The sequence below is a fragment of the Microbacterium sp. A84 genome (genome assembly GCF_051842815.1).
In the GTDB taxonomy this organism is placed as follows: domain Bacteria; phylum Actinomycetota; class Actinomycetes; order Actinomycetales; family Microbacteriaceae; genus Microbacterium.
This window is the reverse complement of the sequence record NZ_JBPXMS010000001.1, coordinates 1,696,376-1,719,819: the sequence shown is the minus strand read 5'-3', so window position 1 is coordinate 1,719,819 and position 23,444 is coordinate 1,696,376. Positions and strand designations below refer to the sequence as shown.

Genomic DNA, 23,444 nt, shown 5'->3' with positions numbered 1-23,444 from the left:
CTTCTCATACGAATGGCGGTGAATCAGCGATGATCTCGTTCCTGGCGCGACGACTGCTCTCGGGCGTCGCTCTCATCTTCGTGATCTCGACGATCACATATCTGCTCGTCTACTCGTCGACCGGCGAAGTCGCGCGCAACATTCTCGGCGAGAGCGCCACGGCCGAGCAAGTCGCGGAGAAGACCGCCCAACTGGGCCTTGACCGCCCGCTCCTCACGCAATTCATCGACTGGCTGGGCAACGCATTGACCGGCGATTTCGGTGTGTCGTGGTTCAGCAGCGAACCGGTGACATCGGCGCTCGCCGCCCGCATTCCCGTGACGCTGTCGATGGTCATCACAGCGGTGGTGGTGACGGCGATCCTCAGTACGATCCTCGGCATCTCCGCCGCAGTCCGCGGTGGGTGGCTTGACCGAGTCATCCAGTTCGTCAGCGTGATCGGCTTCTCGCTGCCGAACTTCTGGGTCGCGCTGATGCTCGTGCTCACCTTCGCGATCTCGTTCAGCTGGCTGCCGGCGACCGGATACGTGCCCTTTGAGGAGAGCCCGATCGGCTGGGCTGCGACGCTGATGCTTCCCGTCACCGCACTGGTCCTTGGCGGTATCGCCTCGGCCGCTCAGCAGATCAGAGGAGCGACGATCGACGTGCTCCGCCAGGACTACGTCCGCACATTGCGGGCACGGGGGCTGTCCGAGGGATCAGTGATCTACCGGCACGCGCTGCGCAATGCAGCATCCCCCGCACTCACCGTGCTCTCCCTGCAGTTCATCGCGTTGCTGGGCGGGGCCGTGGTGATCGAGCGGGTGTTCGCCATCCCCGGACTCGGTAGCCTCACTGTGAACGCGGCCCTTCTCGGCGACGTTCCGATTCTGATGGGAATCGTCGTGGTGATGGTCGTGCTCGTCGTGATTGTGAACCTCATCATCGATATCGCCGCAGGCTGGGTCAATCCGAAGGTGCGTGTGCAATGACGCTTATCGAATCCGGCCCCGTCCTGTCGCCACGAGCCGTCGTACGAGACTCGGCCCTGCGATCCGTGCTCCGCAACCCGCTCGGGCTGACCGCGCTCCTCTGCCTGGGGGTCATCGTCATCGCGAGTGTGCTCGCGACCTGGATCGCACCTCTCGACCCGGACTTCGTCCGCCTCGAGATGATCAACGCCGCACCGGGCGGCGAGTATCTCCTGGGTGGCGACGGCGCAGGCCGTGACATTCTGAGCAGGCTTCTCGCCGCCGGGCGGTTCACCTTGATCGGCGCTGTCATCGCGGTTGTGGTGGCGGTCGTCGCCGGCGTGACGACCGGGCTGATCGCCGGATACTTCGGCAAGTGGTTCGACTCCACCGCGAGCTGGTCAGCCAATGTCCTGCTGGCGATGCCGGCGATGATCGTGCTGCTCGCACTTTTCAAGGCGCTTGGTTCCTCGATGTTCATGGCGATGGTCGCGTTCGGGATCATGCTCTCGCCGGGCTTCTTCCGCCTGGTGCGCAACCTTGTCATCGGCGTCAAGAACGAGCTCTACGTTGACGCGGCGCGGGTCTCGGGGCTGAGCAACGGCCGAATCATCTGGCGGCACATCCTTCTCGTGGTGCGCGCACCCGTCGTCATCCAGGTCTCGATCGTGGCGGGCATCGCCATCGTGCTGCAGTCGGGGTTGGAATTCCTCGGCCTCGGCGACCCGTCCATTCCCACCTGGGGCGGGATGCTGCAGGACGCGTTCGGCAACATTTATGTGGCTCCGACGGCCATCATCTGGCCTGGGATCACCATTGCGATCACGGTCGCATCGCTGGTGCTGCTCGGCAACGCGGTGCGCGACGGCATGCAGCGCAGCGACACCGTTCGCAGGCGTCGGCGCACGCGCACGCGGTCCTCGGTTGAGTCCGTGCAGGGCACGAGCATCGCTGTGGGGGAAGCTCCGCGGGAGAACGCGATCCTCACCGTCCGTGGTCTCCGCGTCGGGTACGGCGAGGGGATCTCGGCGAAGGAAGTCGTCCACGACGTCAGCCTCGATGTGTGCCGGGGCGAAGTGCTCGGCCTCGTCGGTGAATCCGGATCGGGTAAGACGCAGACGGCGTTCGCCATTCTCGGCCTTCTGTCAGAGGGCGGTCGCGTCACCGGGGGGAGCATGTGCTTCGACGGGAATGAACTCACCACCATGGCGGCCTCTGCCCGTCGCGCGCTCCGCGGGAAGCGCATCGCGTACATCCCGCAAGAGCCGATGAGTAATCTCGACCCTTCGTTCCGCATCGGATATCAGCTGGTCGAGCCGATCCGCGCGGTGCTGGGCATCTCACGAGCGGATGCCGAGAAGAAGGCCCTCGCATTGCTCGCCAAGGTCGGCATCCCCGATCCGAAGCGCACCTTCGACGCCTATCCGCATGAGATCTCCGGGGGGATGGCGCAGCGTGTGCTCATCGCCGGAGCGGTCGCGTGCGAGCCAGACTTGCTCATCGCCGACGAGGTGACGACGGCGCTCGACGTGACGATTCAGGCTGAGGTGCTCGACCTCCTGCGAGACCTGCAGAAGGAACATGAGATGGGTGTGATTCTCGTCACGCACAACTTCGGGGTCGTGGCTGATCTCTGCGATCGTGTGGCGGTGATGCAGGACGGGCGAATCGTTGAGACGAACGATGTGATCACGCTGTTCAATGAGCCACAGCATGAATACACGCGGATGCTCCTGGACGCGACCCTCGAAGACAGCGTGCCGCGTCAGCTGATCCCTGCAGAAGGAGGCACACGATGAGTGGGTCGCTCCTCACCGTCGACAACCTGGTTGTTGAGTTTCCGACCCGGGGTTGGCGGAAGAAGCCGTTCCGCGCCCTGCATGGCGTCTCGCTGGACATCCGCCCGGGTGAGACCGTCGGTCTTGTCGGAGAATCGGGTTCCGGGAAGACGACTCTGGGTCGCGCCGTGCTCGGCCTGGCACCAGTGACCTCGGGAACAATCACCTTCGACGGCCAGGAGATCAGCGGGCTGTCCTCGAAGCAGCGGCGAGCAGCGGATCTCGGCATCCAGGTGGTCTTCCAAGACCCGTACACGTCTCTCAACCCGGCGATGACGATCGAAGAGATCCTCACTGAGCCGATCATCGCTCAGGGGAGCGCGTCGAAGGTCGACGCGAAGAAGCGCGTCTATGATCTGCTGGATCACGTTCGTCTGCCCATCGATGCGGCGGGGCGTCTACCGAGGGAGTTCTCCGGTGGGCAGCGGCAGCGGGTGGCGATCGCCCGCGCGCTCGCGCTATCGCCTCGGCTCATCGTCTGTGACGAGCCGGTCTCGGCGCTCGACCTTTCGACGCAGGCCCGCGTGCTCGACCTTTTCGTCGAGATTCAGGAACGTACCGGCGTCGCCTACCTTTTCGTGTCGCACGATCTCTCGGTCGTGCGCCACATCAGCCACCGCGTCGCGGTGATGTACCACGGGGAGATCATCGAGAACGGAGACGGCGGCACCGTCACCTCCGATCCGACCCACCCGTACACGAGGAAACTCCTGATGGCGGCTCCGGTGCCGGATCCGATACGACAGCGGGAGCGCCGCGAACAGCGGCGGAAGATGATGCTTACAGGAGAGTGGGCGTAATGCGCGCGGTCATGGTGATGTTCGACAGCCTCAATCGCAGGATGCTGCCGCCCTACGGGGCCGAAGGGGTGCACGCGCCGAACTTCGAGCGGCTTGCGCGCCGCAGCGTGACCTTCGACAACTGCTACGCGGGCAGCATGCCCTGCATGCCGGCCCGGCGTGAACTGCACACCGGGCGGTACAACTTCCTGCACCGATCCTGGGGGCCGTTGGAGCCCTTCGACGACTCGATGCCGGAGATACTGAAGCAGGCCGGCGTCTATACGCACATGATCACCGACCACCAGCACTATTGGGAAGACGGGGGAGCGACGTACCACAACCGGTACAACACCTACGAGTTCTTCCGCGGCCAGGAGGGCGATGCGTGGAAGGGGCATGTCAACGACATCGAGACACCCGTCTCGCTCAATGCGAAGAACCGGTTGACGCGTCAGGACTGGATCAACCGGCTGTATCTGCAGGATGAGGCGGACCACCCGCAGACCAAGACGTTCGACGCGGGCGTGGAGTTCATCCGCACCAACGCGGACGCGGACCGCTGGTTCCTGCAGCTCGAGTGCTTCGATCCGCACGAGCCGTTCTTCACCTATGACGACTATCGCGCGCACTACGAGACGCACGACGACGGAGAGCACTTCGATTGGCCGTCCTATCGACGGGTCGTGGAGACCGAGGAAGAATCGCAGCATGCCAAGGACGAGTACCTCGCTCTGCTCTCGCAGTGCGATGCCTCACTCGGGCGCGTGCTCGATCTGTTCGACGAGCTCAACCTCTGGGATGACACCCTGCTGATCGTCTGCACCGACCATGGATTCTTGCTCGGCGAGCACGGCTGGTGGGGCAAGAGCGTCCAGCCCTGGTTCGACGAGAACATCCATACGCCGCTGTTCATGTGGGACCCGCGCGAGCGCATTGCCGACGAGCGGCGCGGATCGCTCGTGCAGACCATCGACATCGCCCCGACGCTGCTCGACTTCTTCGAGGTGGATATCACGCGCGATATGCAGGGCAAGGCGTTGCGAGACACAGCTGCCACTGATGTGCCCATTCGTGAGGGGGGACTATTCGGAGCCTTCGGGGGGCACATAAACGTGACCGACGGGCGCTACGTGTACATGCGTGCTTCCGCCACGGTATCCAACGAGCCGCTGGTTGATTTCACCCTGATGCCGACGCATATGCGCTATCGCACGACGGTGGATGAACTCCACGGTGTGGAACTGGCCGAACCGTTCGACTTCACCAAAGGGGTGCGTACGCTGCGATTGCCCGGCTGGGCGATCGGTAACCCCCACGCATTTGGTACGTTGCTCTTCGATCTTCACACGGATCCGGAACAGCGCAACCCGCTCCGCGATGACGTCCTGGAACAGCGAATGATCGAGCTGATGGTGGCTTTGATGCGCGCCAACGATGCGCCCATCGAACAGTTCATAAGGATGGGGCTGCCCGCCGAGGGGGCGGTGAGTGAGGAGCACCTCCTCGTCGGAGTGCAGTGGGAGAAGATGCAGAAAGCGCGAACCGCTGCGCTGCGGCGAGACCAACTCCCCTCAGACGCCATCGTTTCGACCGTGTCTGTGTCGGAGCTCCTCGCCGAGGACTCCACGCGAGACGTGCTCCTTGCTGCCGTTCCCGCGTTCGCTAACCCCATGTTGCAGCAGATGATGGGCACCGCGACGGTGCTCGAGGCGGCCGCTGCCGCACCCGGGATCGGTGAAGACGAGATTCGCATCCTTGAGAACGCACTTCGGCGCGCACGTGGTTTCGCGCACGTCGAAGGGCGATGACCGGACTGCATCCGATCTGATCCGATCCACCCAAGCTGAAGGAATGTACAGATGTCGTACGACCAGGCCCGTCTGCAGAACCTCGTCGATGAGCTCTCTCTTGAGGAGAAGGTGCAACTACTCACGGGCCGTGACTTCTGGACGACCTGGCCCATCGAGCGGATCGGCTTGCGGCGGATGCTGGTGTCCGATGGGCCGAGCGGAGTTCGCGGGGAATCCTGGGACGAACGATCCCCGTCGCTGAACCTGCCCTCCGCCAGCGCCCTTTCTTCCTCGTGGGATTCGGCGATCGCACGGCGCTACGGGGCAGCATCCGCTGTCGAGGCGCGGCGTAAGGGCGTCGATGTCGTTCTCGGCCCGACGATTAACCTGCACCGGTCGCCGCTCGGGGGGAGGCACTTCGAGGCGTTCAGCGAGGACCCGATTCTGACGGCGCGGCTCGCTGCCGCCTATGTGCAGGGCGTTCAGGAGAACGGCGTAGGTGCTACCCCCAAGCATTACATCGCCAACGACTCCGAGACGGAGAGGTTCACCGTCGATGTGCAGGTCAGCGAGCGAAGCCTGCGTGAGCTGTATCTCCGTGCGTTCGAGAACACGATCACGCAGGCGCGGGCGTGGCTGGTGATGAGTGCGTACAACTCGATCAACGGAGCCACCGCCACGGAGAACGAACTGCTCGAGACACCATTGAACGATGAATGGGGCTTTGACGGGGTTGTGATCAGCGACTGGACGGCCGTGCGCAGCGTTGAGAGCGCGAAGTACTCGCAGGATCTCGTGATGCCTGGGCCGGTCGGCCCCTGGGGTGATGCGCTGCTGGCTGCAGTCCAGCGTGGAGATGTGGATACCGCTGCGATCGACCGGAAGGTGCAGCGGATTTTGCTGCTCGCCGCACGAGTGGGTGCGCTGGAAGGATTCGAACCGGTCTCTGCCGTGCCCATCCATGTCGAAGATGGTGTCGCCTTCGCGAGGGAAGCGGCCGTCGAAGGTACGGTGTTGCTGGCCAATAATGGCATTCTTCCGTTGGCTGCGCCCACCCGCATCGCAGTCATCGGGCACAACGCGCGTCACGCGCGCACCCAGGGCGGCGGTAGCGCCACCGTCGTACCAGAACGGGTCATCTCGCCGCTGGAAGGAATCACCGCGGCCTTCCCCAATTCGGAAGTGACGTACTCGCTCGGCGCGATCGTGCAGGAGGGGCTGATGGCGCTGGCTCCGGATGCCATGCGCAATCCTGCGACAGGGGAGCGCGGAGCACGGGTTGAGTTTTTGGGTGCGGACGGCTCCGTCCTGTATACCGAGGATCGATTCGCCAGCGCGTTGGTCTACTTTGGTGGCGACGCGCCCATCAGCGATATGACAACGTTCGTGTTCAGCACTGACTACACGCCATCTGAGACGGGCGTTCTTCGCCTGGGCTTCGCCTTCGTGGGACACGGTCGGATCGAGATCGATGGTGAAGTACTCGTTGACGCGGAGTCTTCTATGACGGGTGCTGATTTGGGTGCAGCCCTTCTTTCGCCACCGTCTGTATCGGCGCCCGTGCATGTACAGGCCGGAATACCGGTGCAGATCCGTGCGCGGCTGACGCCTCTGCGACGTGACGGCGCGTTGCACAATGCGATGGGGGTGAAGATCGGCACAGAGCCAGCGCAGACTGATGCGAGGCAGCTGATCGAGGAGGCTGCGGCTGCGGCCGCAGCTGCAGACGTCGCTGTGGTGGTGGTCGGCACGAACTCGCGGGTCGAATCAGAAGGCCACGATCGCGACGACCTCGTCTTGCCAGGACACCAGGACGCCCTTGTCGCCGCGGTGATCGCTGCAAACCCGAATACGGTCGTGCTGGTGAACTCGGGTTCGCCAGTGCTATTGCCGTGGCGCGAGGACGCGGCCGCGATCGCAGCTACCTATTTCGGTGGGCAGGAATACGGAAACGCGATCGCCGATGTTCTCACCGGCGCACGCGAGCCTGGCGGTCGACTGCCGACGACATGGCCGGTCACTCAGCAGGACGTGCCTGTCATCGATGTCACACCCCTCGACGGTGTCATCCGCTATGACGAAGGCATCCACATTGGGTACCGTGCCTGGTTGCGGCAGGGCACATCTCCCGCATTCGTTTTCGGTCACGGACTTGGCTATACCACCTGGACGATCGACGGTGTCTGTTCAGACGGGTTCGTGGGCGAGACCGTGACCGTGCGCGCACGGCTAGCGAACACCGGTACCCGAGCCGGCAAGCACGTCGTGCAGGTATATGCCGAGCGCTCGGACTCGGCGGTGGATCGGCCAGTGCGATGGCTCGTAGGATTCGCGGTGGTGCGAGCCGACGCCGGAGAGAGCGTGGATGTCGCGATCGATGTGTCTCGTCGTGAGCTTGCTTATTGGTCGGACGGGTGGCAGTACGAACCGGGTGATTACACCCTGCACCTCGGGTCTTCCGTCGTGAGTCTCGACGGGGCGGTGACAGTCACACTCTGATCGATCGCGGCGCAGATCCGACTTCTAGCGCGGGTCTGACTTCTAGCGCGGGTCGAAGCGGAGTGGAGGGTGGGTGCGGGCGACAAGCGAGCGCAGGTCCTCGAGCGATGCCGGTGCGGCTCCGAGAGCACGGGCCTGGACGAGCACGTTGCCCAGGGCGGTCGCCTCGACGGGACCTGCCAGCACAGGAATTCCCGAACGATCGGCAGTGGCCTGACAGAGGAGTCGATTGAGTGAGCCACCGCCGACGAGGTGGATGCTGTCGACCTCGCGCCCTGAAAGCTCGGCGGCCATCTGCACGGCATCCGCGAATGCCGCGGCGATCGATTCCACGATCGTGCGCGCGAACGCCGCGCGCTCCTCGGGGACGGGTGCTCCTTGGCCCCGCAGCACAGCAGCGATCCGCGCGGGCATGTCACCCGGGGCGCTGAGCGAGGGATCATTCGCGTCGAACAACGGGATGTCCCCGGTCACAGCGGATGCCGCAGCCAGGAGGTCCGGCAGATCGATCGCCGCGGCGTCCTCGGCCTCCCACGCACGCACGGTCTCGCTCAAAAGCCACAGCCCAGTGACGTTGTGCAGGAAGCGGTAGCGGCTGTCGACGCCGAGCTCGTGGGTGAAGTTGGCCTCGCGTGCGGCATCCGTCAGTACCGGCTCGTGAAGTTCCACACCCACCAGGCCCCACGTTCCGCAGGAGATGTACGCCGCGTTCGGCGACGAGAGCGGAACGGCGACGACAGCGGATGCGGTGTCGTGTGAGCCGACTGCGATTACCGGGAGTTCACGGCCGATGCGCTCGGCGATTTCGGGACGCAGCACGCCGATCACTGTGCCGGGGTCGACGAGATCGGGGAGGACCGCGGCGGGAATGCCCAGACGCTCAGCCAGCTCGGTGTCCCATTCGCCGCTGCGAACACCGAGGAGCCCGGTCGTGGAGGCATTCGTGCGCTCGGCGACACGGGCTTCGGTGAGGAGGTATGCGATGAGATCTGGGATGAGCAGAGCGGTGTCGGCATCCGTGAGCCGCGCATCGACACGGTACTGGTACAGCGTGTTGAACGGCAGGAACTGCAGGCCGTTGCGGGCGTACAGCTCGGCAAACGGGGTGATCTCGTGCACTTCGGCGACACCGCGCTCGGTGCGCTCATCACGGTAGTGGAACGGCTGCGCGAGCAGCTCGCCGTCGCGCAGCAGACCGTAGTCGACGGCCCACGAATCGATGCCGATGCTCTCGATCGCCGGTTCCCTGCGCACCGCTTCGGTGAGCCCATCAAGGATGTGTTCGTAGAGAGCGTCGAAGTCCCAGTGCAGGCCATCCGGTCCCTCGACCGGCCCGTTCGGGAACCGCGAGACGAGCTCGAGTTCCAGCGAATCCGCGCCGACGCGCCCGATCATCACTCGGCCGCTGGTCGCCCCGAGGTCGACGGCCGCGACGGCTCGGATACCTTCTGTCATCGCAGGAACGCCGCCGCGACGCCGGAGTCGACCGGGATGTGCAGGCCCGTCGTGCGGGACAGCTCTGGGCCAGTCAACACGAACACTGCGTCCGCGACGTTCTCCGGAACGACCTCACGCTTGAGGATCGTGCGGTTCGCGTAATACTGGCCGAGGTCCTCTTCAGCGACGCCGTAGGTCGCAGCGCGGTTCGCGCCCCAACCCGAGGCGAAGATACCGGAGCCGCGGACAACGCCGTCGGGGTTGATCCCGTTGACGCGGATGCCGTGCTCGCCGAGTTCGACGGCCAGCAAGCGCACCTGGTGCGCTTGGTCGGCCTTCGTCGCCGAGTACGCGATGTTATTCGGGCCGGCGAAGACGGAGTTCTTCGACGAGATGTAGATGATGTCGCCGCCGAGCTTCTGGTCGATGAGCACGCGCGCCGCAGCCTTCGAGACCAGGAACGAACCCTTCGCCATGACGTCGTGCTGCAGGTCCCAGTCCTTCTCGGTGGTCTCCAGCAGCGGCTTCGAGAGCGAAAGGCCGGCGTTGTTTACGACGAGGTCCACGCCACCGAAGGCGAGGACAGCGTCGTTGATCGCAGCCTGCACTGCATCGCCATCTGCGACGTTTGCGGCCACGCCGATCGCGACATCCGTGTTTCCGAGCTTGGCGGCCGCAGCCTGCGCCTTCTCCAGATCGAGATCAGCGACGACGACGCACGCGCCCTCCGCTGCGAGCCGGGTGGCGATGGCCTTTCCGATGCCGGATGCGGCGCCGGTCACGAACGCGATGCGGCCCTGGTGGGACTTCGGCTTCGGCATCCGCTGCAGTTTGGCCTCCTCCAGCGCCCAGTACTCGATGTTGAACTTCTCGGCATCCGAGATGGGAGAGTAGGTGGAGAGCGACTCGGCGCCGCGCATGACGTTGATCGCGTTGACGTAGAACTCACCGGCGACGCGGGCCGTCTGCTTGTTCGCGCCGTAGGAGAACATGCCGACACCGGGGACCAGCACGATGAGCGGATCAGCGCCGCGGATCGCGGGCGACTCGGCGGTCGCGTGCGCGTCGTAGTACGCCTGGTAGTCCGCACGATACTCGGTGTGCAGCTCGTGCAGGCGAGCGAGCTGGTCTTCGACGGATGCCGTGGCCAGCAGATCGAGGATGAGCGGCTTCACCTTGGTGCGCAGGAAATGGTCGGGGCAGCTGGTGCCCAGCGCGGCCAGCGCGGGCGCGTTCTCGGATGCCAGAAAGTCGAGCACCACGTCAGCGTCGGTGAAGTGCCCGACCATCGGCTTGTCGGTGGACGCGATGCCGCGGATCGTGCCGGCGAGGGCGGCCGCGCGCTCACGGCGCTCGGCTGGGGCGAGTGCTTCGAAACCGGCGCGCACGCCGCCGAAGGGCTGTGCCTTTCCATTCGCGGCGATGTAGGCCTCGGCGGTGTCGATGATCCACAGCGAGTTCGCCTCTGCCTCTTCTGAGGTGTCGCCCCACGCGGTGATGCCGTGTCCGCCGAGGATGCAGCCGATCGCGTCCGGGTTCTGCTTCTTGATGGCGGAGATGTCGAGACCGAGCTGGAAACCGGGACGGCGCCACGGCACCCAGACGACCTTCTCACCGAAGATGGTCGGGGTCAGCGCCTCACCATCCGCGGCTGTCGCGATCGCGATGCCGGAGTCGGGGTGCAGGTGGTCGACGTGCGCAGCATCCACCAGGCCGTGCATCGCGGTGTCGATCGAGGGGGCAGCGCCGCCCTTGCCGTGCAGGCAGTAGTCGAACGCGGCGACCATCTCATCTTCACGATCGATGCCCGGGTAGACGTTCACGAGCGCGCGGAAGCGGTCGAGACGCAGCACCGCGAGACCCTGTTCCTTCAACGTGCCGAGATCTCCGCCGGAGCCCTTGACCCACAGCAGCTCAACCGGTTCGCCCGTCACGGGGTCGGTCTCGGTGCCCTTGGCAGAGGTGTTGCCGCCGGCGTAGTTCGTGTTCTTGGCGTCTGCGCCGAGGCGGTTGCTGCGTGCGATGAGAGCGGCTGCGGTGGGGTTGGTCATGGAGTCTCCCGATCGGGTGAATGTTATTTCGTGTTAACTATGACAATAACGAACGAGAATCGCAAGTGAATCAGAGCAGCTGGGTGTGCTTGCGGTATGCGTCGAGTCGAGGGTCGGCCGGATCGAGTTCGGTGATCAGCAGGTGTACCTCGGTGAGATCGAATGTGGTGGCGATGGCGGTGGCGTCGAGCTTTGAGCTGTCGACGCACAGCACGAGCTGGCGACTGCGCCGTGCGAACGCGTGCTTCACTTGGCTTTCGGCGAGCGAGACCTCCGAGCTGCCATGGTCGGCATCGACTGCGGATGCCGAGGTGAAGAAGCACTGGTACAGCATTGACTCGGCGGCATCACAAGCCAGCTTGCCGACGAAACTGCCTGTTGACGGCTCCTGTTCGCCGCCGATGAGCACAGCCGTGATGTTCTGAGCGGACCGGATGGCGGTGAAGTTCTCGTATGAGTTGGTGGCGACAGTAAGCCCCGCGTGCGAGTTCAGCGCAGGAGCGAGGGCAGCGACCGTGCTGGAGGCATCGAGGGCGATTGCGCCCATTGTCGGCAGTAGGGTTTTTGCCTTGGCGGCGATGACCTGTTTCGCCCTGGCGCGTACTGCGCGACGCTCGCCGAAGAGGCGTGGGCCACTGATGGCAATGGCGCCGCCGCGTACGCGGCGCAGCAGTCCCTCGGCTTCGAGATCGTCGAGGTCTCGGCGTACCGTCATGGGCGAGACGCCGAGGTCGACGGCCAGCTTTTCTAGTTGCGCTGCGCCCTCGCGGTTCACAATGGCGAGAATGGCACTGCGTCGCTCCTCAGCGCGGACCGTGCTGCTCGTGGCCATTGACGTAGCCTTCCAGAACTTATTGTTCGATGATGTGACTTTTCACAGGTTAGCTTGATCAGTCGTGTTTCGTGGAGGCGGCTCCAGCGCGGCGATCGGTGGAGCGGCGGACGACGAGCTCGGGCGGCAGGATGACCTGACGATGCACGTGGTGTTCGTCGTTCGCGGAATGCTCGATAAGCAGCTGCGCGGCGAGGTGACCGAGTTCATCGATTGGCTGCCGGATCGACGTGAGCGGGACAACCCAGTCCTTCGCGAAGTCGATGTCGTCGTACCCGACCAGGGCGATGTCGTCCGGCACTCGGTAGCCCGCGTCGACGAGCCCGCGGTAGGCACCAAAGGCGAGCATGTCGTTGCCACAGAAGATCGCTTCGGGCATTCCGTTCTCTAGAAGCAGGTCGACGGCGCTCTGCCCGTCACGAATGCCGAGGCCGGATACACTCACCTCGATCAGATACTCGTTCGGATCGAGCCCCGCGTCGCGCATGGCTGCTCTTGCGCCGAGCGCGCGTTGCGTGAACTGACGGAGGTTGGGGGCGCCTCCGATGAATGCGATGCGCTTGTGACCGAGATCCAGTAGGTGCTGCACTGCGAGTCGTCCTCCGGCGACGTTGTCCACGGATACCGAGCACAGTGCGTCACCACCCTCGAAATCCAGCAAGACGACGGGAAGATCTGATGGGGTTTTCAAGTAGCGATCCGCGTTCTCGTCCGGAGTGGCTGGCGCGAGCAGAACACCGCGGACACGCTGTGCTGCCAGCATTCGCAGGAGTTCAGACTCGCGGTCGAGTTCTCCCTCGGAGTTGCAGAGCATCACGACATGTTGGGATTCCCGAACCGCGCGCTCGATGGCGTGCGCGGCTTCCATGTAGAACGGGCTCTCGACATCGAGGACAACGAGCCCGATGACATTGCTGGATGCACCGGTGAGGATGCGAGCTTGCTGATTAGGGACGAATCCCAGCTGCTTGATCGCGTCTTGAACGACGACGCGTGTGCGAGGGTGCACACGCTCCGGGTGATTGATCGTGTTCGACACGGTCCCAGTGGAGACGTCGGCGAGGCGAGCCACGTCGCGAAGGCGCACCGGAGCACGCGAAGCCTCGATGTCGTGCATCGTCAGTTCCTTCCAGCGTGGGCTGTTCCTGCTCGCTCACTTTAGAGCGTCAAGAGGCGTTCGAGCGTCGAAGCCTTGCATGACGAGCGATCCCGAGGTAACTTTGAAGCGCTTCAGAATTTGAAGCGCTTCAAATCGTTATATCACGCAACGACGCAGCGATACATGCCCTTTTCGGCGCTGCGTTGACTCGCCCGCAGTGACACCAAGGAGAACATCATGAAGCAACGACGCTTTGCCGGCGCAGCTTTCGGCCTCGCCGCAATTCTGACCCTGAGCCTTGCCGCCTGTACACCCGGTGGCACAAGCAGCTCCGGCGGATCCGAAGGATCTGAAGGAGCAGGCGATGGCGACTACACGATTGCCATCGTGCCCAAGGACTCGACGAACCCGTGGTTCGTCCGCATGGAGGAGGGCGTGAAGAAGTACGCTGCCGACACCGGCCTCGAGGTCTATCAGAAGGGTCCCGCGGAGACCGATGCCACCATGCAGGCTCAGGTCATCCAGGACCTCATCGCTCAGGGCGTCGACGCAATCGGCGTCGTTCCGGTCGATCCCGGTGCGCTGGAGACAGTGTTGAAGCAGGCGATGGATGCCGGCATCGTGGTCGTCACGCATGAGGGTGCCAGCCAGGAGAACACGATGTACGACATCGAGGCGTTCAACAACAGTGCGTACGGCGGCTTCATCATGGACAACCTCGCCGAGGCCATGGGCGAAGAGGGCGTTTACACCACCATGGTGGGCCACGTCACGAACGCCTCTCACAACGAGTGGGCGGATGGTGCCGTGGCGCAGGCTGAGGCCGAGTACCCGGACATGACGCTGCTCGAAGCTGAACCTCGCGTCGAATCGCAGGACGATGGAGAGGTTGCCTACCAGGCGGCCAAGGAACTGCTGAAGAAGTACCCGGAGATCAAGGGAATCGTCGGCACTTCGTCCTTCGATGCTCCCGGCGTCGCCCGTGCGATCGAAGAGCTCGGACTAACCGGAAAGGTGTTCGTCACCGGAACCGGCATGCCCGCCGCCAACAAGGAGATCCTCGAGTCGGGCCTGGTTAACAGCCTCACGCTGTGGGACCCGGCAGATGCCGGCTACGCGCTTGCTTCCCTGGCAACGAAGATCCTCGACGGAGAAGACATCGTCGACGGCATCGATCTCGGCGTCAAGGGCTACGAGGACATGCAGTTCGCCGAGGGCAGCGACAAGGTTCTCGAAGGTAACGGCTGGGTCGTTATCAACAAGGACAACGTCGACAGCTTCGGCTTCTGAGCCTCAGCAGTCACCGTATCGGGGCAGGGCATGACGCCCTGCCCCGATTCCACCCCTGCGGGTTCGCAGCAAGAATTAGCACGAAAGGACGCGCCGATGGTGAACAACGTCATCGAAGTACGCGGCGTGAGCAAGGCCTTCGCCGGAGTGCAGGCCCTGGACGACATCTCTCTGGAGATCGCCCCGGGAGAGATCCACTGCCTGGCGGGAGAAAATGGCAGCGGCAAGTCGACACTCATCAAGGTGATCTCGGGCGTGCATTCGCCGGATGCCGGGACGGTGGAACTCGGCGGTGACGTGTTCACCCAACTGAACCCGATGGACGCGATCTCCCACGGCGTGCAGGTCATCTATCAGGACTTCGCGGTGTTTCCCAACCTTTCGGTCATGGAGAACCTCGCTCTGACAACGGAGTTGGCCGAGGGACGCACCTTCGTGAACTGGCGCCGGATGCGCAAGGTCGCAGCCGCAGCTATCGCGAAGATCAACGTGGACATCGATCTGGATGAAAAGGTTGGGACCCTCTCGGTCGCGCAGAAGCAGCTTGTCGCGATCGCACGAGCGCTGATGAGCGACGCGAAGCTGATCATCATGGATGAGCCGACCACGGCACTCACCAAGCGCGAGGTCACGGCGTTGTTCAAAATCATCCTTGATCTCAAAGCCCGCGGCATCGCCACGCTCTTCGTCAGTCACAAGCTCGAAGAGGTCTTCGAGATCAGTGAGAAATTCACCATCATCCGCAACGGCAAGCACGTCATCACCTGTCTGCCGGAAGACCTCGATCACAAGAAGTTCTCGTACTACATGACCGGACGCGAATTCGAGGGTAGCCGTTTCGAGCCCGAACTCGACGCAGTCCAGCCGATCCTTGAAACATTCAAGCTTTCTGCGGATGGCGCCTTCGCAGACGTTGACCTGTCACTGCGCCCTGGCGAGATTCTCGGCATCACCGGCATTCTCGGCTCGGGCCGCACTGAACTCGCGCTGGCGCTGTTCGGTGCGCTCAAGGTCGACTCTGGCGAACTCAGAATTGAGGGAAAGCCCGTTGTACTGGACAGCGTGCGCAGCGCGATCGCGCGCGGCATCGGGTATGTTCCAGAGGACCGCCTCACCGAAGGGTTGTTCTTGGAGCGTTCGATCGGCTCCAACATCGTCATCTCTGAGATCGATTCGTTCGTCTCCGCTGGTGTGCTCGACCAGCGCAAAGCAGATATCGAAGCGCAGCGCTGGGTTGACGAACTTCGCATCGCGACGCCCAACGTCGAAAACGCGGTCAGCACGCTTTCCGGTGGCAACCAGCAGCGCATCGTGCTGGCGAAGTGGCTGGCGACCAATCCGCGCGTACTCATCTTGAACGGTCCGACTGTCGGCGTGGACATCGGCTCCAAGCACGATATCCATCGGGTGCTGCGTGACCTCGCCGCAGAGGGACTCGCGGTGATCATCATCTCCGACGACATCCCGGAGGTCCTTCAGAACTGCAATCGCATTTTGGTGATGAACTCCGGTCGCATCGTCAGCGAGCTCGACCCCGCCCAGACCAGTGAGGCCGATCTGGCCGCACTGATGTCCGAAGATGTGAGCCCTCGACAGGAGGAAGGCTGAGATGCGCACCTATCTACACAAAATAGTACGAGCCAACGAGTTCTATCTCTTCCTCGTCATCGCAGCGCTCGCGCTGGTGATCGAAGCCCGAAGCGGACAATTCTTCACTGCCAACAACCTCGTCGACCTTGCCAACGCAATGGTCGTCCCTGGAATCTTCGCAGTCGGTGCCTTCATGGTGCTGGTATCCGGTGGCATCGACGTCTCATTCCCTGCCCTCGCCTCATTGGCGGTCTACGCCACGACACGGATCCTGGTGGACGCCGAATGGGGCGGTGGCCTCTGGCTGCCCTTCCTGCTCGCCATCACGATCGGCGCGGTGCTCGGAGCATTCAACGGTCTGTTCGCCTCGCGATTCGCCGTCCCCGTGCTGATCATCACATTAGGTACCGCGAGCGTGTTCTCCGGCATCATGCAGGGCGTTCTCGGGTCGGTTCAGATTCCCAATATCCCGCCGGCGATGAGTGAGTTCGGGGAGGCGACGCTGTTCGTCGCACAGAACCCGAAGTCCGGTCTCACCTCCAATATGCCGGTGGCGTTCATCCTGCTGGTCGTGGTCGTGGCCGCAGCCTTCATGCTGCTGCGCTATACGACCTTCGGTCGCGGTATCTATGCGATCGGCGGTGATGAGAGCGCAGCATCCAGAGCAGGCTTTAACGTCCGACGAATCAAGTTCTGGCTGTACGTCATCGTGGGCGTCATCGCGAGCATCGCGGGTCTGGTGCGCACCAGCATGATGGACCAGATGCACCCCACCAACCTTCTCGGGATGGAGTTGATGGTGATCGCAGCTGTCGTCCTCGGCGGCACCGCGATCACGGGAGGCACAGGAACCCTCACCGGAGCGATGCTGGGAACGCTGCTCATCGTGATCGTGCAGAACAGCATGATCCTGGTCGGGATTCCGACCTTCTGGCAGGGCTTCGCGCTCGGTGTTCTGATCCTCGTAGGCACGGGAATCTCCGCCGTACAACTCACCCGCCGTGCCCGCAGACGATCCACTGCGCTGATCTGAGAAAGGGGCTGCACAATGTTTGCAACATCAACAACGGCGCGTCCTCGGCTTCGCCTTTTCCAGGACCAGCACGTGACACGTCTGGCAGCGATCCTGCTGCTGCTGTTCGTCATGTTCGCCATCATGAAGCCGAAGAGCTTCTTCGGCCTCCCCACGTGGCAGTCGATGGCGATCCAGTTTCCCGAGTTCGGTCTCATGGCGCTCGGCGTAATGCTCACCATGGTGATCGGCGGCATCGACCTCTCTGTCGTCGGCATCGCCAATATGACAGCGATCGGCAGCGCGTTGCTCATGCTGCAAATCGCGCCGACCGGATCTGACAGCGGCAGCGGCTACCTGGCCCTCGTAGCGGCGATCGTCTTCTCGCTCGTCGTCGGGGCGCTCGCCGGAGCCCTGAACGGCTTCCTGGTGGCGAAAGTGCGAATTCCTGCGATCCTCGTCACGCTCGGGACGTTCGAACTGTTCACCGGAATCGCGATAGTCGTCAGCGGAGGAAAGCCCACCAGCGGCCTTCCCTCGCAGTATGGCGAAGTCATGGCCAGCAGGCTGTTCGGCGTCATTCCGATGCCGCTGATCATCTTCATCATCGCGACAGTGGTGATCGGACTGCTGATGTATAAGACGGCGTTCGGGACGAAGCTCTACATGCTCGGTTCGAACGAGACCGCCGCGAAATTCAGTGGTCTCAAGACGACCAGCCTGATCATCCGCACCTACATGGTGTCCGGCACGTTCGCATCGCTCGCGGGACTGGTCATGCTCGCAAACTACAACTCTGCCAAGGCCGACTATGGCTCGACTTACACCCTGCTCGCGATCCTGATCGTCGTGCTGGGCGGAGTGAATCCGAACGGTGGATCTGGACGGCTCTCCGGGGTCGTGCTGGCTGTGATCGTGCTGCAGGTGCTGTCGAGCTTCCTGAACACGTTCCCGCACATCAGCAACTTCTACCGGCCACTTATTTGGGGCGGTGTGCTGCTCCTGGTCATCGTTGTGAACCAGTGGGATAAGCGCGGCAATCTCACACGACTATTCCGATGGAAAGGAAATGCATCATGAAGCTGACCAAGGATCGTCACGTCGTCGTAGGCGCTGACTTCGCCGGTTTCCCGCTGAAGGAAGCGGTGAAGAAGCACCTGCAGGAACGCGGCTGGGTCGTCGAGGATCTGACGCCGAACCCTGAGGATGCTCCGATGTATCACCGAGTCGGGTTCATGCTCGGTGCCCAGATCGCCGAGCGGGAGTATGAGAAGGCGCTCGCGTTCTGCGGGTCGGGTATGGGCATCCACGTCGCGGCCAGTAAGGTCCCTCACGTGCACGCCGCAGTATGCGAGAGCGTGCCCGCAGCGCGTCGTGCCTCGACTGCTAACTCCTGCAATGTCATGGCGATGGGTGCGTTTTATATCGCCCCTCGACTGGGCAAGGCGATGGCGGATGCGTTCCTGGAGAGTTCCTTCGGAGACGGATATGAGGACTGGGACGGCTTCGCCGAGTATCACCAGATCGGCTTCGACGAGTGCGAGAACTTCGATTACGCCGCGTACCGTGACAACGGTTTCCAGGTGGTCGAACCTCGTGAGGCCGTGCTCGGTGCAGAGCCGCGCGGCTTGGCATTCTGAGAGATAGGGAGTAACTGTGGCGAAAATTCTGCTGGCAGGCGAGTCCTGGTCAGTCACGGCCATCCACACGAAGGGTTTCGACACCTTCACCACCTCCACATATGGGGAGGGCGCAGCTGACTTCATCAGCGCCGTTGAGCAGGCCGGCCACACGGTAGTCTTCCAGCCCAACCACGTTGCTGCGGAGAAATTTCCCTACACGCTGGAAGAGCTCGCTGAGTACGATGTCGTCGTCCTCAGTGATATCGGCTCGAACACACTGCTGCTCCCGGACCGGGTATTCAGCCGTGGCGAGCGAGCGCCGAACCGACTGGAGGTGCTCGCCGAATGGACTCGTCAGGGCGGATCGCTCCTGATGGTCGGGGGCTATCTGACCTTCCAAGGCATCGAGGGTAAGGCGAACTATCGCAACACGCCGCTCGCATCGGTCCTGCCGGTGCTGATGGAGAGCGGCGACGATCGCGAAGAGACTCCGCAGGGTTCAATCCCCAGGATTGTGGCAGACCACGCGATCACCGCTGACCTTGCCCCAGAGTGGCCGGCGATTCTCGGTTACCAGCGCTTCACGGCACGAGAAGGCGCCGACGTGCTGGTGCAGGTGGGGGAGCACCCACTGCTGGTCGTGGGCTCCGAGGGTGCGGGTCGCACCGCGGCGTTCGGCAGCGACATGGGACCGCACTGGCTGCCGCCGGAGTTTCTTGCCTGGGATGGCTTCGCACCGATGTGGCAGAAGCTGATCGGCTGGCTGGCACAGGAATCTGCGTGACCACACCTGCAGTCGCACGCGTCGCCGCTCTCGACTTCGGAGCGACGAGCGGACGGGTAATCGTGGGTGAAGTCGGTGCGAACACATTGCGCATGCGGCAATTCGCGCGGTTCGGAAACGTCCCCGTGCAGGCCGGTGGCCGGCTGCACTGGGACGTGCTCTCGCTCTGGCAGGGTGCGCTGGATGGGGTCGCCGCCGCGGTGCGCGAAGTACCCGATCTCATGTCCGTTGCGACCGACACGTGGGGCGTGGACTACGGCCTCTTCCGCGGAGGTCGGCTGCTGGGCAATCCGGTGCACTATCGAGATGGACGCACCGACGCGGTGATTGACCGCGTGCATGAGCGGATGTCACCAGCTGAGCAGTACCGCCGTGCCGGCATTCAGATCCTGCCTATCAACACGATCTATCAGTTCGCGGCCGATGCGGACGAAGCGGTCTTGGAATGTGCGGATACGGCACTGCTGATGCCGGATCTTTTCACGCACTGGCTGAGTGGCGCGCGGATCGCCGAACGCACGATGGCCTCGACGACGGGACTGCTGGATGCGGTCACCGGCGTATGGAATCCCGACCTGGTCGCGGCATCCGGGGTCTCGGCGCGCATCCTCCCCGAGGTGATCGTGCCAGGGACCCGGCTCGGGCCGCTGCGGCCAGACGTCGCCGGCTTTATTGATGCGCGGCGGCCGATTGAGGTCATCGCTGTGGGGTCGCACGACACCGCCTCCGCGGTGGTCGCAGCCCCGATGCCGCGCGACGGCGCCGCCTTCATCTCCTGTGGAACCTGGGGGCTGGTCGGACTCGAGCAGCCTCGCCCCGTGCTGACCGAAGATGCGCGGACAGCCGGGTTCACAAACGAGTCCGGTGTCGACGGCAGGTATTTGCTGATGCGCAACGCCATGGGGCTGTGGATGCTGAGCGAAAGCGTACGTCAGTGGGGAACTGCCGGCGAACGCATCGAGTTGAGAGATCTGCTGGCCGCCGCGTCCGCCGTCACCCGTGACGTCCCCATCGTCGACGTGGACGATCAACGATTCAGTACGCCGGGCGATATGCCGGCGCGCATCGCTACCTGGTGCTCCGAGCGCGGTCTCGCAGCTCCTCGGGACCGCGCGGAGACGGTGCGCTGCATCATCGAGTCTCTCGCCCAGGCGTTCGCCGACGCCGCACTTCAGGCTGCGCGTCTGGCCGAAGTCACCCTGACGCAGATCAACATCGTGGGCGGCGGCTCGCAGAACGAACTGCTCTGCCAGCAGATCGCTGACCGATCAGGCCTTCCCGTATTCGCGGGTCCCGTCGAAGCGACCGCGCTCGGCAGCATCCTGGTGCAGGCGCGCACTATGGAGCGCATCGAGGGAACGCTGGAAGACCTCCGCTCACTCGTCGAGCGAACCCATACCCCTATTTCGTACATCCCGCGATGATTCGCACATTCCCAGAGAGGGACCGTTCATGACCGCACGCATCCAACCCGAACTCGTCAGCGCGGAGCTGGTGGGCCTGACTCGTAGGCTCGGTCGGCCCGAACGCGACCTGGTCATCCTTGCCGAGGGCAACACGAGCGAGCTTTTCGCAGAGGGCACCTTTGCCGTCAAAGCATCCGGTTCATCGATGGAAGAGGCGACCGCAGACAACTTCGTCGTCGTCGACGTCGAGCCGCTACTGGCGATCCTGCGGGATCCGGCCGCGACCCAGGATGACCTGACTGCTGCGCTGAGTGCGAAGTCGGAGGATGGTCGGACGGTGCGCGCCTCGATCGAGTCGCTCGTGCATGCCGCCGTGCGAGCCTTCGCTCCGGTGCGCTATGTGGCGCACACGCATCCGACCGATGTCGTCGCACTGCTCGCGAGTGCGGAGGCGGAGCTGGCCTTTGCTGAACCGGTCTACTCCGAGGAATACATGATCCTCGGTCGTAGCCTGTTCGTCCCCTATGCAGAGCCCGGGTTGAAGCTGGGCCGCGTCTTCCTCGCGCACCTCGAGGAGTATGTGCAGCAGCATGGCGAGACTCCGTCGCTCGTGCTGCTGGGCAATCACGGGATCGTCGCGCTGTCTGATTCAGCGGCAGGCGCCGAGGCGATCTCCTTGATGGCGGTCAAGAGCGCGCGGGTCCGTTTGGGGGCTCGACTGGCCGGTGGGGTCGCCGCATTGGATGCGGCGACCACCGCTGACTATTTCGACCGGCCCGACTTCCGCGAGCGTCGCGCGAACCTGGCGGGCACGCAGGGCTGAGCGCTTACGCGCCCCAACCGGCCTGGGTGCCGCCGACGCGATCGGCGGCGATCTTCTCCTGGTAACCGGATGCCGCGTACGCCGCCGTCGGGTCGCCGGCGAGGCCGCGGGACTCGCGCCACTCGGCCAGCGCCGGGCGCACATCCTTGTAGAACGCGTCCATGAAGACGGCGTTCGCAGCCAGTACGTCGCCGCTCTTCTGCGCGACGGCCAGCGCCGCACGGTCGACGAGCAGCGCGCGCGCCGTCATCTCCTGCACGTTGAGCACTGAGCGGATCTGGCCGGGGATCTTGTCCTCGACGTTGTGGCACTGGTCGAGCATGAAAGCCACATCGGGGTTGTTCAGACCGCCGCCGCGGACGACCTCGAAGAGGATCCGGAACAGCTGGAACGGGTCGGCTGCGCCCACGATGAGGTCATCGTCGGCGTAGAAGCGCGAGTTGAAGTCGAACGAGCCGAGCTTGCCGAGGCGCAGCAGTTGCATGACGATGAACTCGATGTTGGTGCCGGGGGCGTGGTGGCCAGTGTCCAGGCACACGAGCGCCTTGTCGCCAAGGGCGGATACCTGCGCGTACGACGTACCCCAGTCCGGAACGTCCATGTGGTAAAAAGCCGGCTCGAAGAATTTGTACTCCAGCACCATGCGCTGGTCGTCGCCGAGGCGGGCGTAGATCTGCTGCAGCGACTCCTGTAGGCGGTCCTGGCGTCCGCGCATGTCGGCCTGGCCGGGGTAGTTCGAACCCTCACCGAGCCAGATCTTCAGGTCACGGCTGCCCGTGGCATCCATGACATCGATGCAGGCGAAGTGATGGTCGATCGCCTTCTGGCGGATCGCCGCATCCTCGTGCGTGAGTGCACCGAACTTGTAGTCGTCGTCCTGGAAGGTGTTCGAGTTGACCGTGCCGAGGGATACGCCGTGCTCTTCCGCGTGCGTGCGCAGGTCGCCGAAGTCGCTCATATCCCACGGGATGTGCAGTGCCACGACGGGGGCGAGCGCGGTGTATTTGTGTACCTGTGCGGCATCCGCGATCTTCTCGAACGGGTCGCGCGGCGTGCCGGGCGTGCCATATACCTTGAACCGGGTGCCCGAGTTGCCGAATGCCCAGCTGGGCAGCTCGATCGACTGTTTTTCGAGTTCGGCGAGGATGTCAGGGGTGAGGATGCTCATGATCGATCGCTTTCTGCGGATGTGGTGACGGCGGAGAGCTGCTCCGCCAGGTTGAAGACTTCGGTGAGGGCGCTGGCGGTCTGGTCGGGACGACCCTCGAGTCCGATGAAGAACCGCGCCATCTCGGATTCCCAGCGAGTGGCGATATCGGATGCCGAGAGATACGCCTGCGCGGCCGCGTCATCGTCGGTCTCGTAGTAGCCGATGAGAGTGCCGCCGTCGCCCAGGAAGAGCGAGTAGTTGCGGCGGCCCGCGGCCTCGATCTCGGCGAGCATCTCCGGCCGTACCGGAGAATGGCGTTCCAGATACTCGTCCAGGAGGTCGGGGCGGACCTGGAGTTGGAAGCAGTGGCGCGTCATCGTGTCATGGTTCCTTCGAATGGCTCTCGAATGGCGGATGAATCGTTTCATTGTATGACCATCCGAACCCAGTTCGCAATCGGAGGTGAAAGGATGAACCATCCCGATCGGA

19 protein-coding genes are annotated in these 23,444 nt (G+C 63.6%); 13 read left to right on the top strand and 6 right to left on the bottom strand.

All coding sequences use genetic code 11. From position 1 onward, the window contains the following. Positions 1–29: 29 nt before the first annotated feature. Genes ACSU04_RS08250 through ACSU04_RS08230 form a run of 5 tightly spaced genes read left to right on the top strand, consistent with a single transcriptional unit; the run spans position 30 to position 7,859 of the window. Positions 30–971, top strand: coding sequence for an ABC transporter permease (locus tag ACSU04_RS08250; RefSeq protein ID WP_439289058.1), 942 nt, complete (start codon positions 30–32; stop codon positions 969–971). After that, positions 968–2,749, top strand: a complete 1,782-nt coding sequence (locus ACSU04_RS08245; RefSeq protein WP_439289057.1) for an ATP-binding cassette domain-containing protein — start codon at positions 968–970, stop codon at positions 2,747–2,749. Before ACSU04_RS08250 ends, ACSU04_RS08245 begins: the two co-directional genes overlap by 4 nt. Next, complete coding sequence (locus ACSU04_RS08240) at positions 2,746–3,588, top strand: ATP-binding cassette domain-containing protein (protein ID WP_439289056.1); 843 nt, start codon at positions 2,746–2,748, stop codon at positions 3,586–3,588. The genes ACSU04_RS08245 and ACSU04_RS08240 overlap by 4 nt, the downstream gene beginning before the upstream one ends. Then, the gene (locus ACSU04_RS08235; protein WP_439289055.1) at positions 3,588–5,378 is read left to right on the top strand and encodes a sulfatase; all 1,791 of its coding nucleotides are present in this window, start codon (positions 3,588–3,590) and stop codon (positions 5,376–5,378) included. Before ACSU04_RS08240 ends, ACSU04_RS08235 begins: the two co-directional genes overlap by 1 nt. 51 nt (positions 5,379–5,429) lie before the next feature. Continuing rightward, on the top strand, positions 5,430–7,859 hold the full coding sequence (locus ACSU04_RS08230; RefSeq protein WP_439289053.1) for a beta-glucosidase: 2,430 nt from the start codon (positions 5,430–5,432) through the stop codon (positions 7,857–7,859). A gap of 42 nt (positions 7,860–7,901) precedes the next feature. On the opposite strand, the gene ACSU04_RS08225 is transcribed toward ACSU04_RS08230, so the two are convergent. From ACSU04_RS08225 to ACSU04_RS08210, 4 genes are all read right to left on the bottom strand, one after another. Beyond that, positions 7,902–9,314 carry a rhamnulokinase gene (locus tag ACSU04_RS08225; protein WP_439289052.1) on the bottom strand — a complete coding sequence of 471 codons (1,413 nt, stop codon included), beginning with the start codon at positions 9,312–9,314 and terminating at the stop codon, positions 7,902–7,904. Next, on the bottom strand, positions 9,311–11,347 hold the full coding sequence (locus ACSU04_RS08220; RefSeq protein ID WP_439289051.1) for a bifunctional aldolase/short-chain dehydrogenase: 2,037 nt from the start codon (positions 11,345–11,347) through the stop codon (positions 9,311–9,313). Before ACSU04_RS08220 ends, ACSU04_RS08225 begins: the two co-directional genes overlap by 4 nt. A gap of 70 nt (positions 11,348–11,417) precedes the next feature. Next, the gene (locus ACSU04_RS08215) at positions 11,418–12,179 is read right to left on the bottom strand and encodes a DeoR/GlpR family DNA-binding transcription regulator (RefSeq protein ID WP_439289050.1); all 762 of its coding nucleotides are present in this window, start codon (positions 12,177–12,179) and stop codon (positions 11,418–11,420) included. A gap of 58 nt (positions 12,180–12,237) precedes the next feature. Further along, positions 12,238–13,296, bottom strand: a complete 1,059-nt coding sequence (locus tag ACSU04_RS08210) for a LacI family DNA-binding transcriptional regulator (RefSeq protein ID WP_439289049.1) — start codon at positions 13,294–13,296, stop codon at positions 12,238–12,240. Positions 13,297–13,515: 219 nt separating this feature from the next. On the opposite strand from ACSU04_RS08210, the gene ACSU04_RS08205 reads away from it, so the two are divergent. From ACSU04_RS08205 to ACSU04_RS08170, 8 genes are all read left to right on the top strand, one after another. Then, a complete protein-coding gene (locus ACSU04_RS08205; protein WP_439289048.1) occupies positions 13,516–14,568 on the top strand; it encodes an autoinducer 2 ABC transporter substrate-binding protein in 1,053 nt (350 codons plus the stop codon). Between the two features lie 96 nt (positions 14,569–14,664). After that, positions 14,665–16,176 carry a sugar ABC transporter ATP-binding protein gene (locus ACSU04_RS08200; RefSeq protein ID WP_439289047.1) on the top strand — a complete coding sequence of 504 codons (1,512 nt, stop codon included), beginning with the start codon at positions 14,665–14,667 and terminating at the stop codon, positions 16,174–16,176. 1 nt (position 16,177) lies between these two features. Further along, positions 16,178–17,191 (top strand): ABC transporter permease, encoded by a 1,014-nt coding sequence (locus ACSU04_RS08195; protein WP_439289046.1) that lies wholly within the window; start codon positions 16,178–16,180, stop codon positions 17,189–17,191. Between the two features lie 72 nt (positions 17,192–17,263). Then, the gene (locus tag ACSU04_RS08190; RefSeq protein ID WP_439289045.1) at positions 17,264–18,250 is read left to right on the top strand and encodes an ABC transporter permease; all 987 of its coding nucleotides are present in this window, start codon (positions 17,264–17,266) and stop codon (positions 18,248–18,250) included. After that, complete coding sequence (locus tag ACSU04_RS08185; protein WP_439289044.1) at positions 18,247–18,810, top strand: RpiB/LacA/LacB family sugar-phosphate isomerase; 564 nt, start codon at positions 18,247–18,249, stop codon at positions 18,808–18,810. Before ACSU04_RS08190 ends, ACSU04_RS08185 begins: the two co-directional genes overlap by 4 nt. A 16-nt stretch (positions 18,811–18,826) precedes the next feature. After that, on the top strand, positions 18,827–19,576 hold the full coding sequence (locus ACSU04_RS08180; protein ID WP_439289043.1) for a glutamine amidotransferase: 750 nt from the start codon (positions 18,827–18,829) through the stop codon (positions 19,574–19,576). Next, positions 19,573–21,000, top strand: coding sequence for a rhamnulokinase (locus tag ACSU04_RS08175; RefSeq protein ID WP_439289042.1), 1,428 nt, complete (start codon positions 19,573–19,575; stop codon positions 20,998–21,000). Before ACSU04_RS08180 ends, ACSU04_RS08175 begins: the two co-directional genes overlap by 4 nt. Before the next feature lie 28 nt (positions 21,001–21,028). Further along, entirely contained in the window at positions 21,029–21,805 is a 777-nt protein-coding gene (locus ACSU04_RS08170; protein ID WP_439289041.1) for a class II aldolase/adducin family protein, read from the top strand. A 4-nt stretch (positions 21,806–21,809) separates the two neighbouring features. Here ACSU04_RS08170 and rhaI read toward each other — a convergent pair whose 3' ends face one another. Both rhaI and ACSU04_RS08160 read right to left on the bottom strand, forming a co-directional pair. After that, on the bottom strand, positions 21,810–22,973 hold the full coding sequence (gene rhaI / locus ACSU04_RS08165; RefSeq protein ID WP_439289040.1) for an L-rhamnose isomerase: 1,164 nt from the start codon (positions 22,971–22,973) through the stop codon (positions 21,810–21,812). Beyond that, the gene (locus ACSU04_RS08160) at positions 22,970–23,332 is read right to left on the bottom strand and encodes an L-rhamnose mutarotase (protein ID WP_439289039.1); all 363 of its coding nucleotides are present in this window, start codon (positions 23,330–23,332) and stop codon (positions 22,970–22,972) included. Before ACSU04_RS08160 ends, rhaI begins: the two co-directional genes overlap by 4 nt. Between the last annotated feature and the right edge of the window lie 112 nt (positions 23,333–23,444).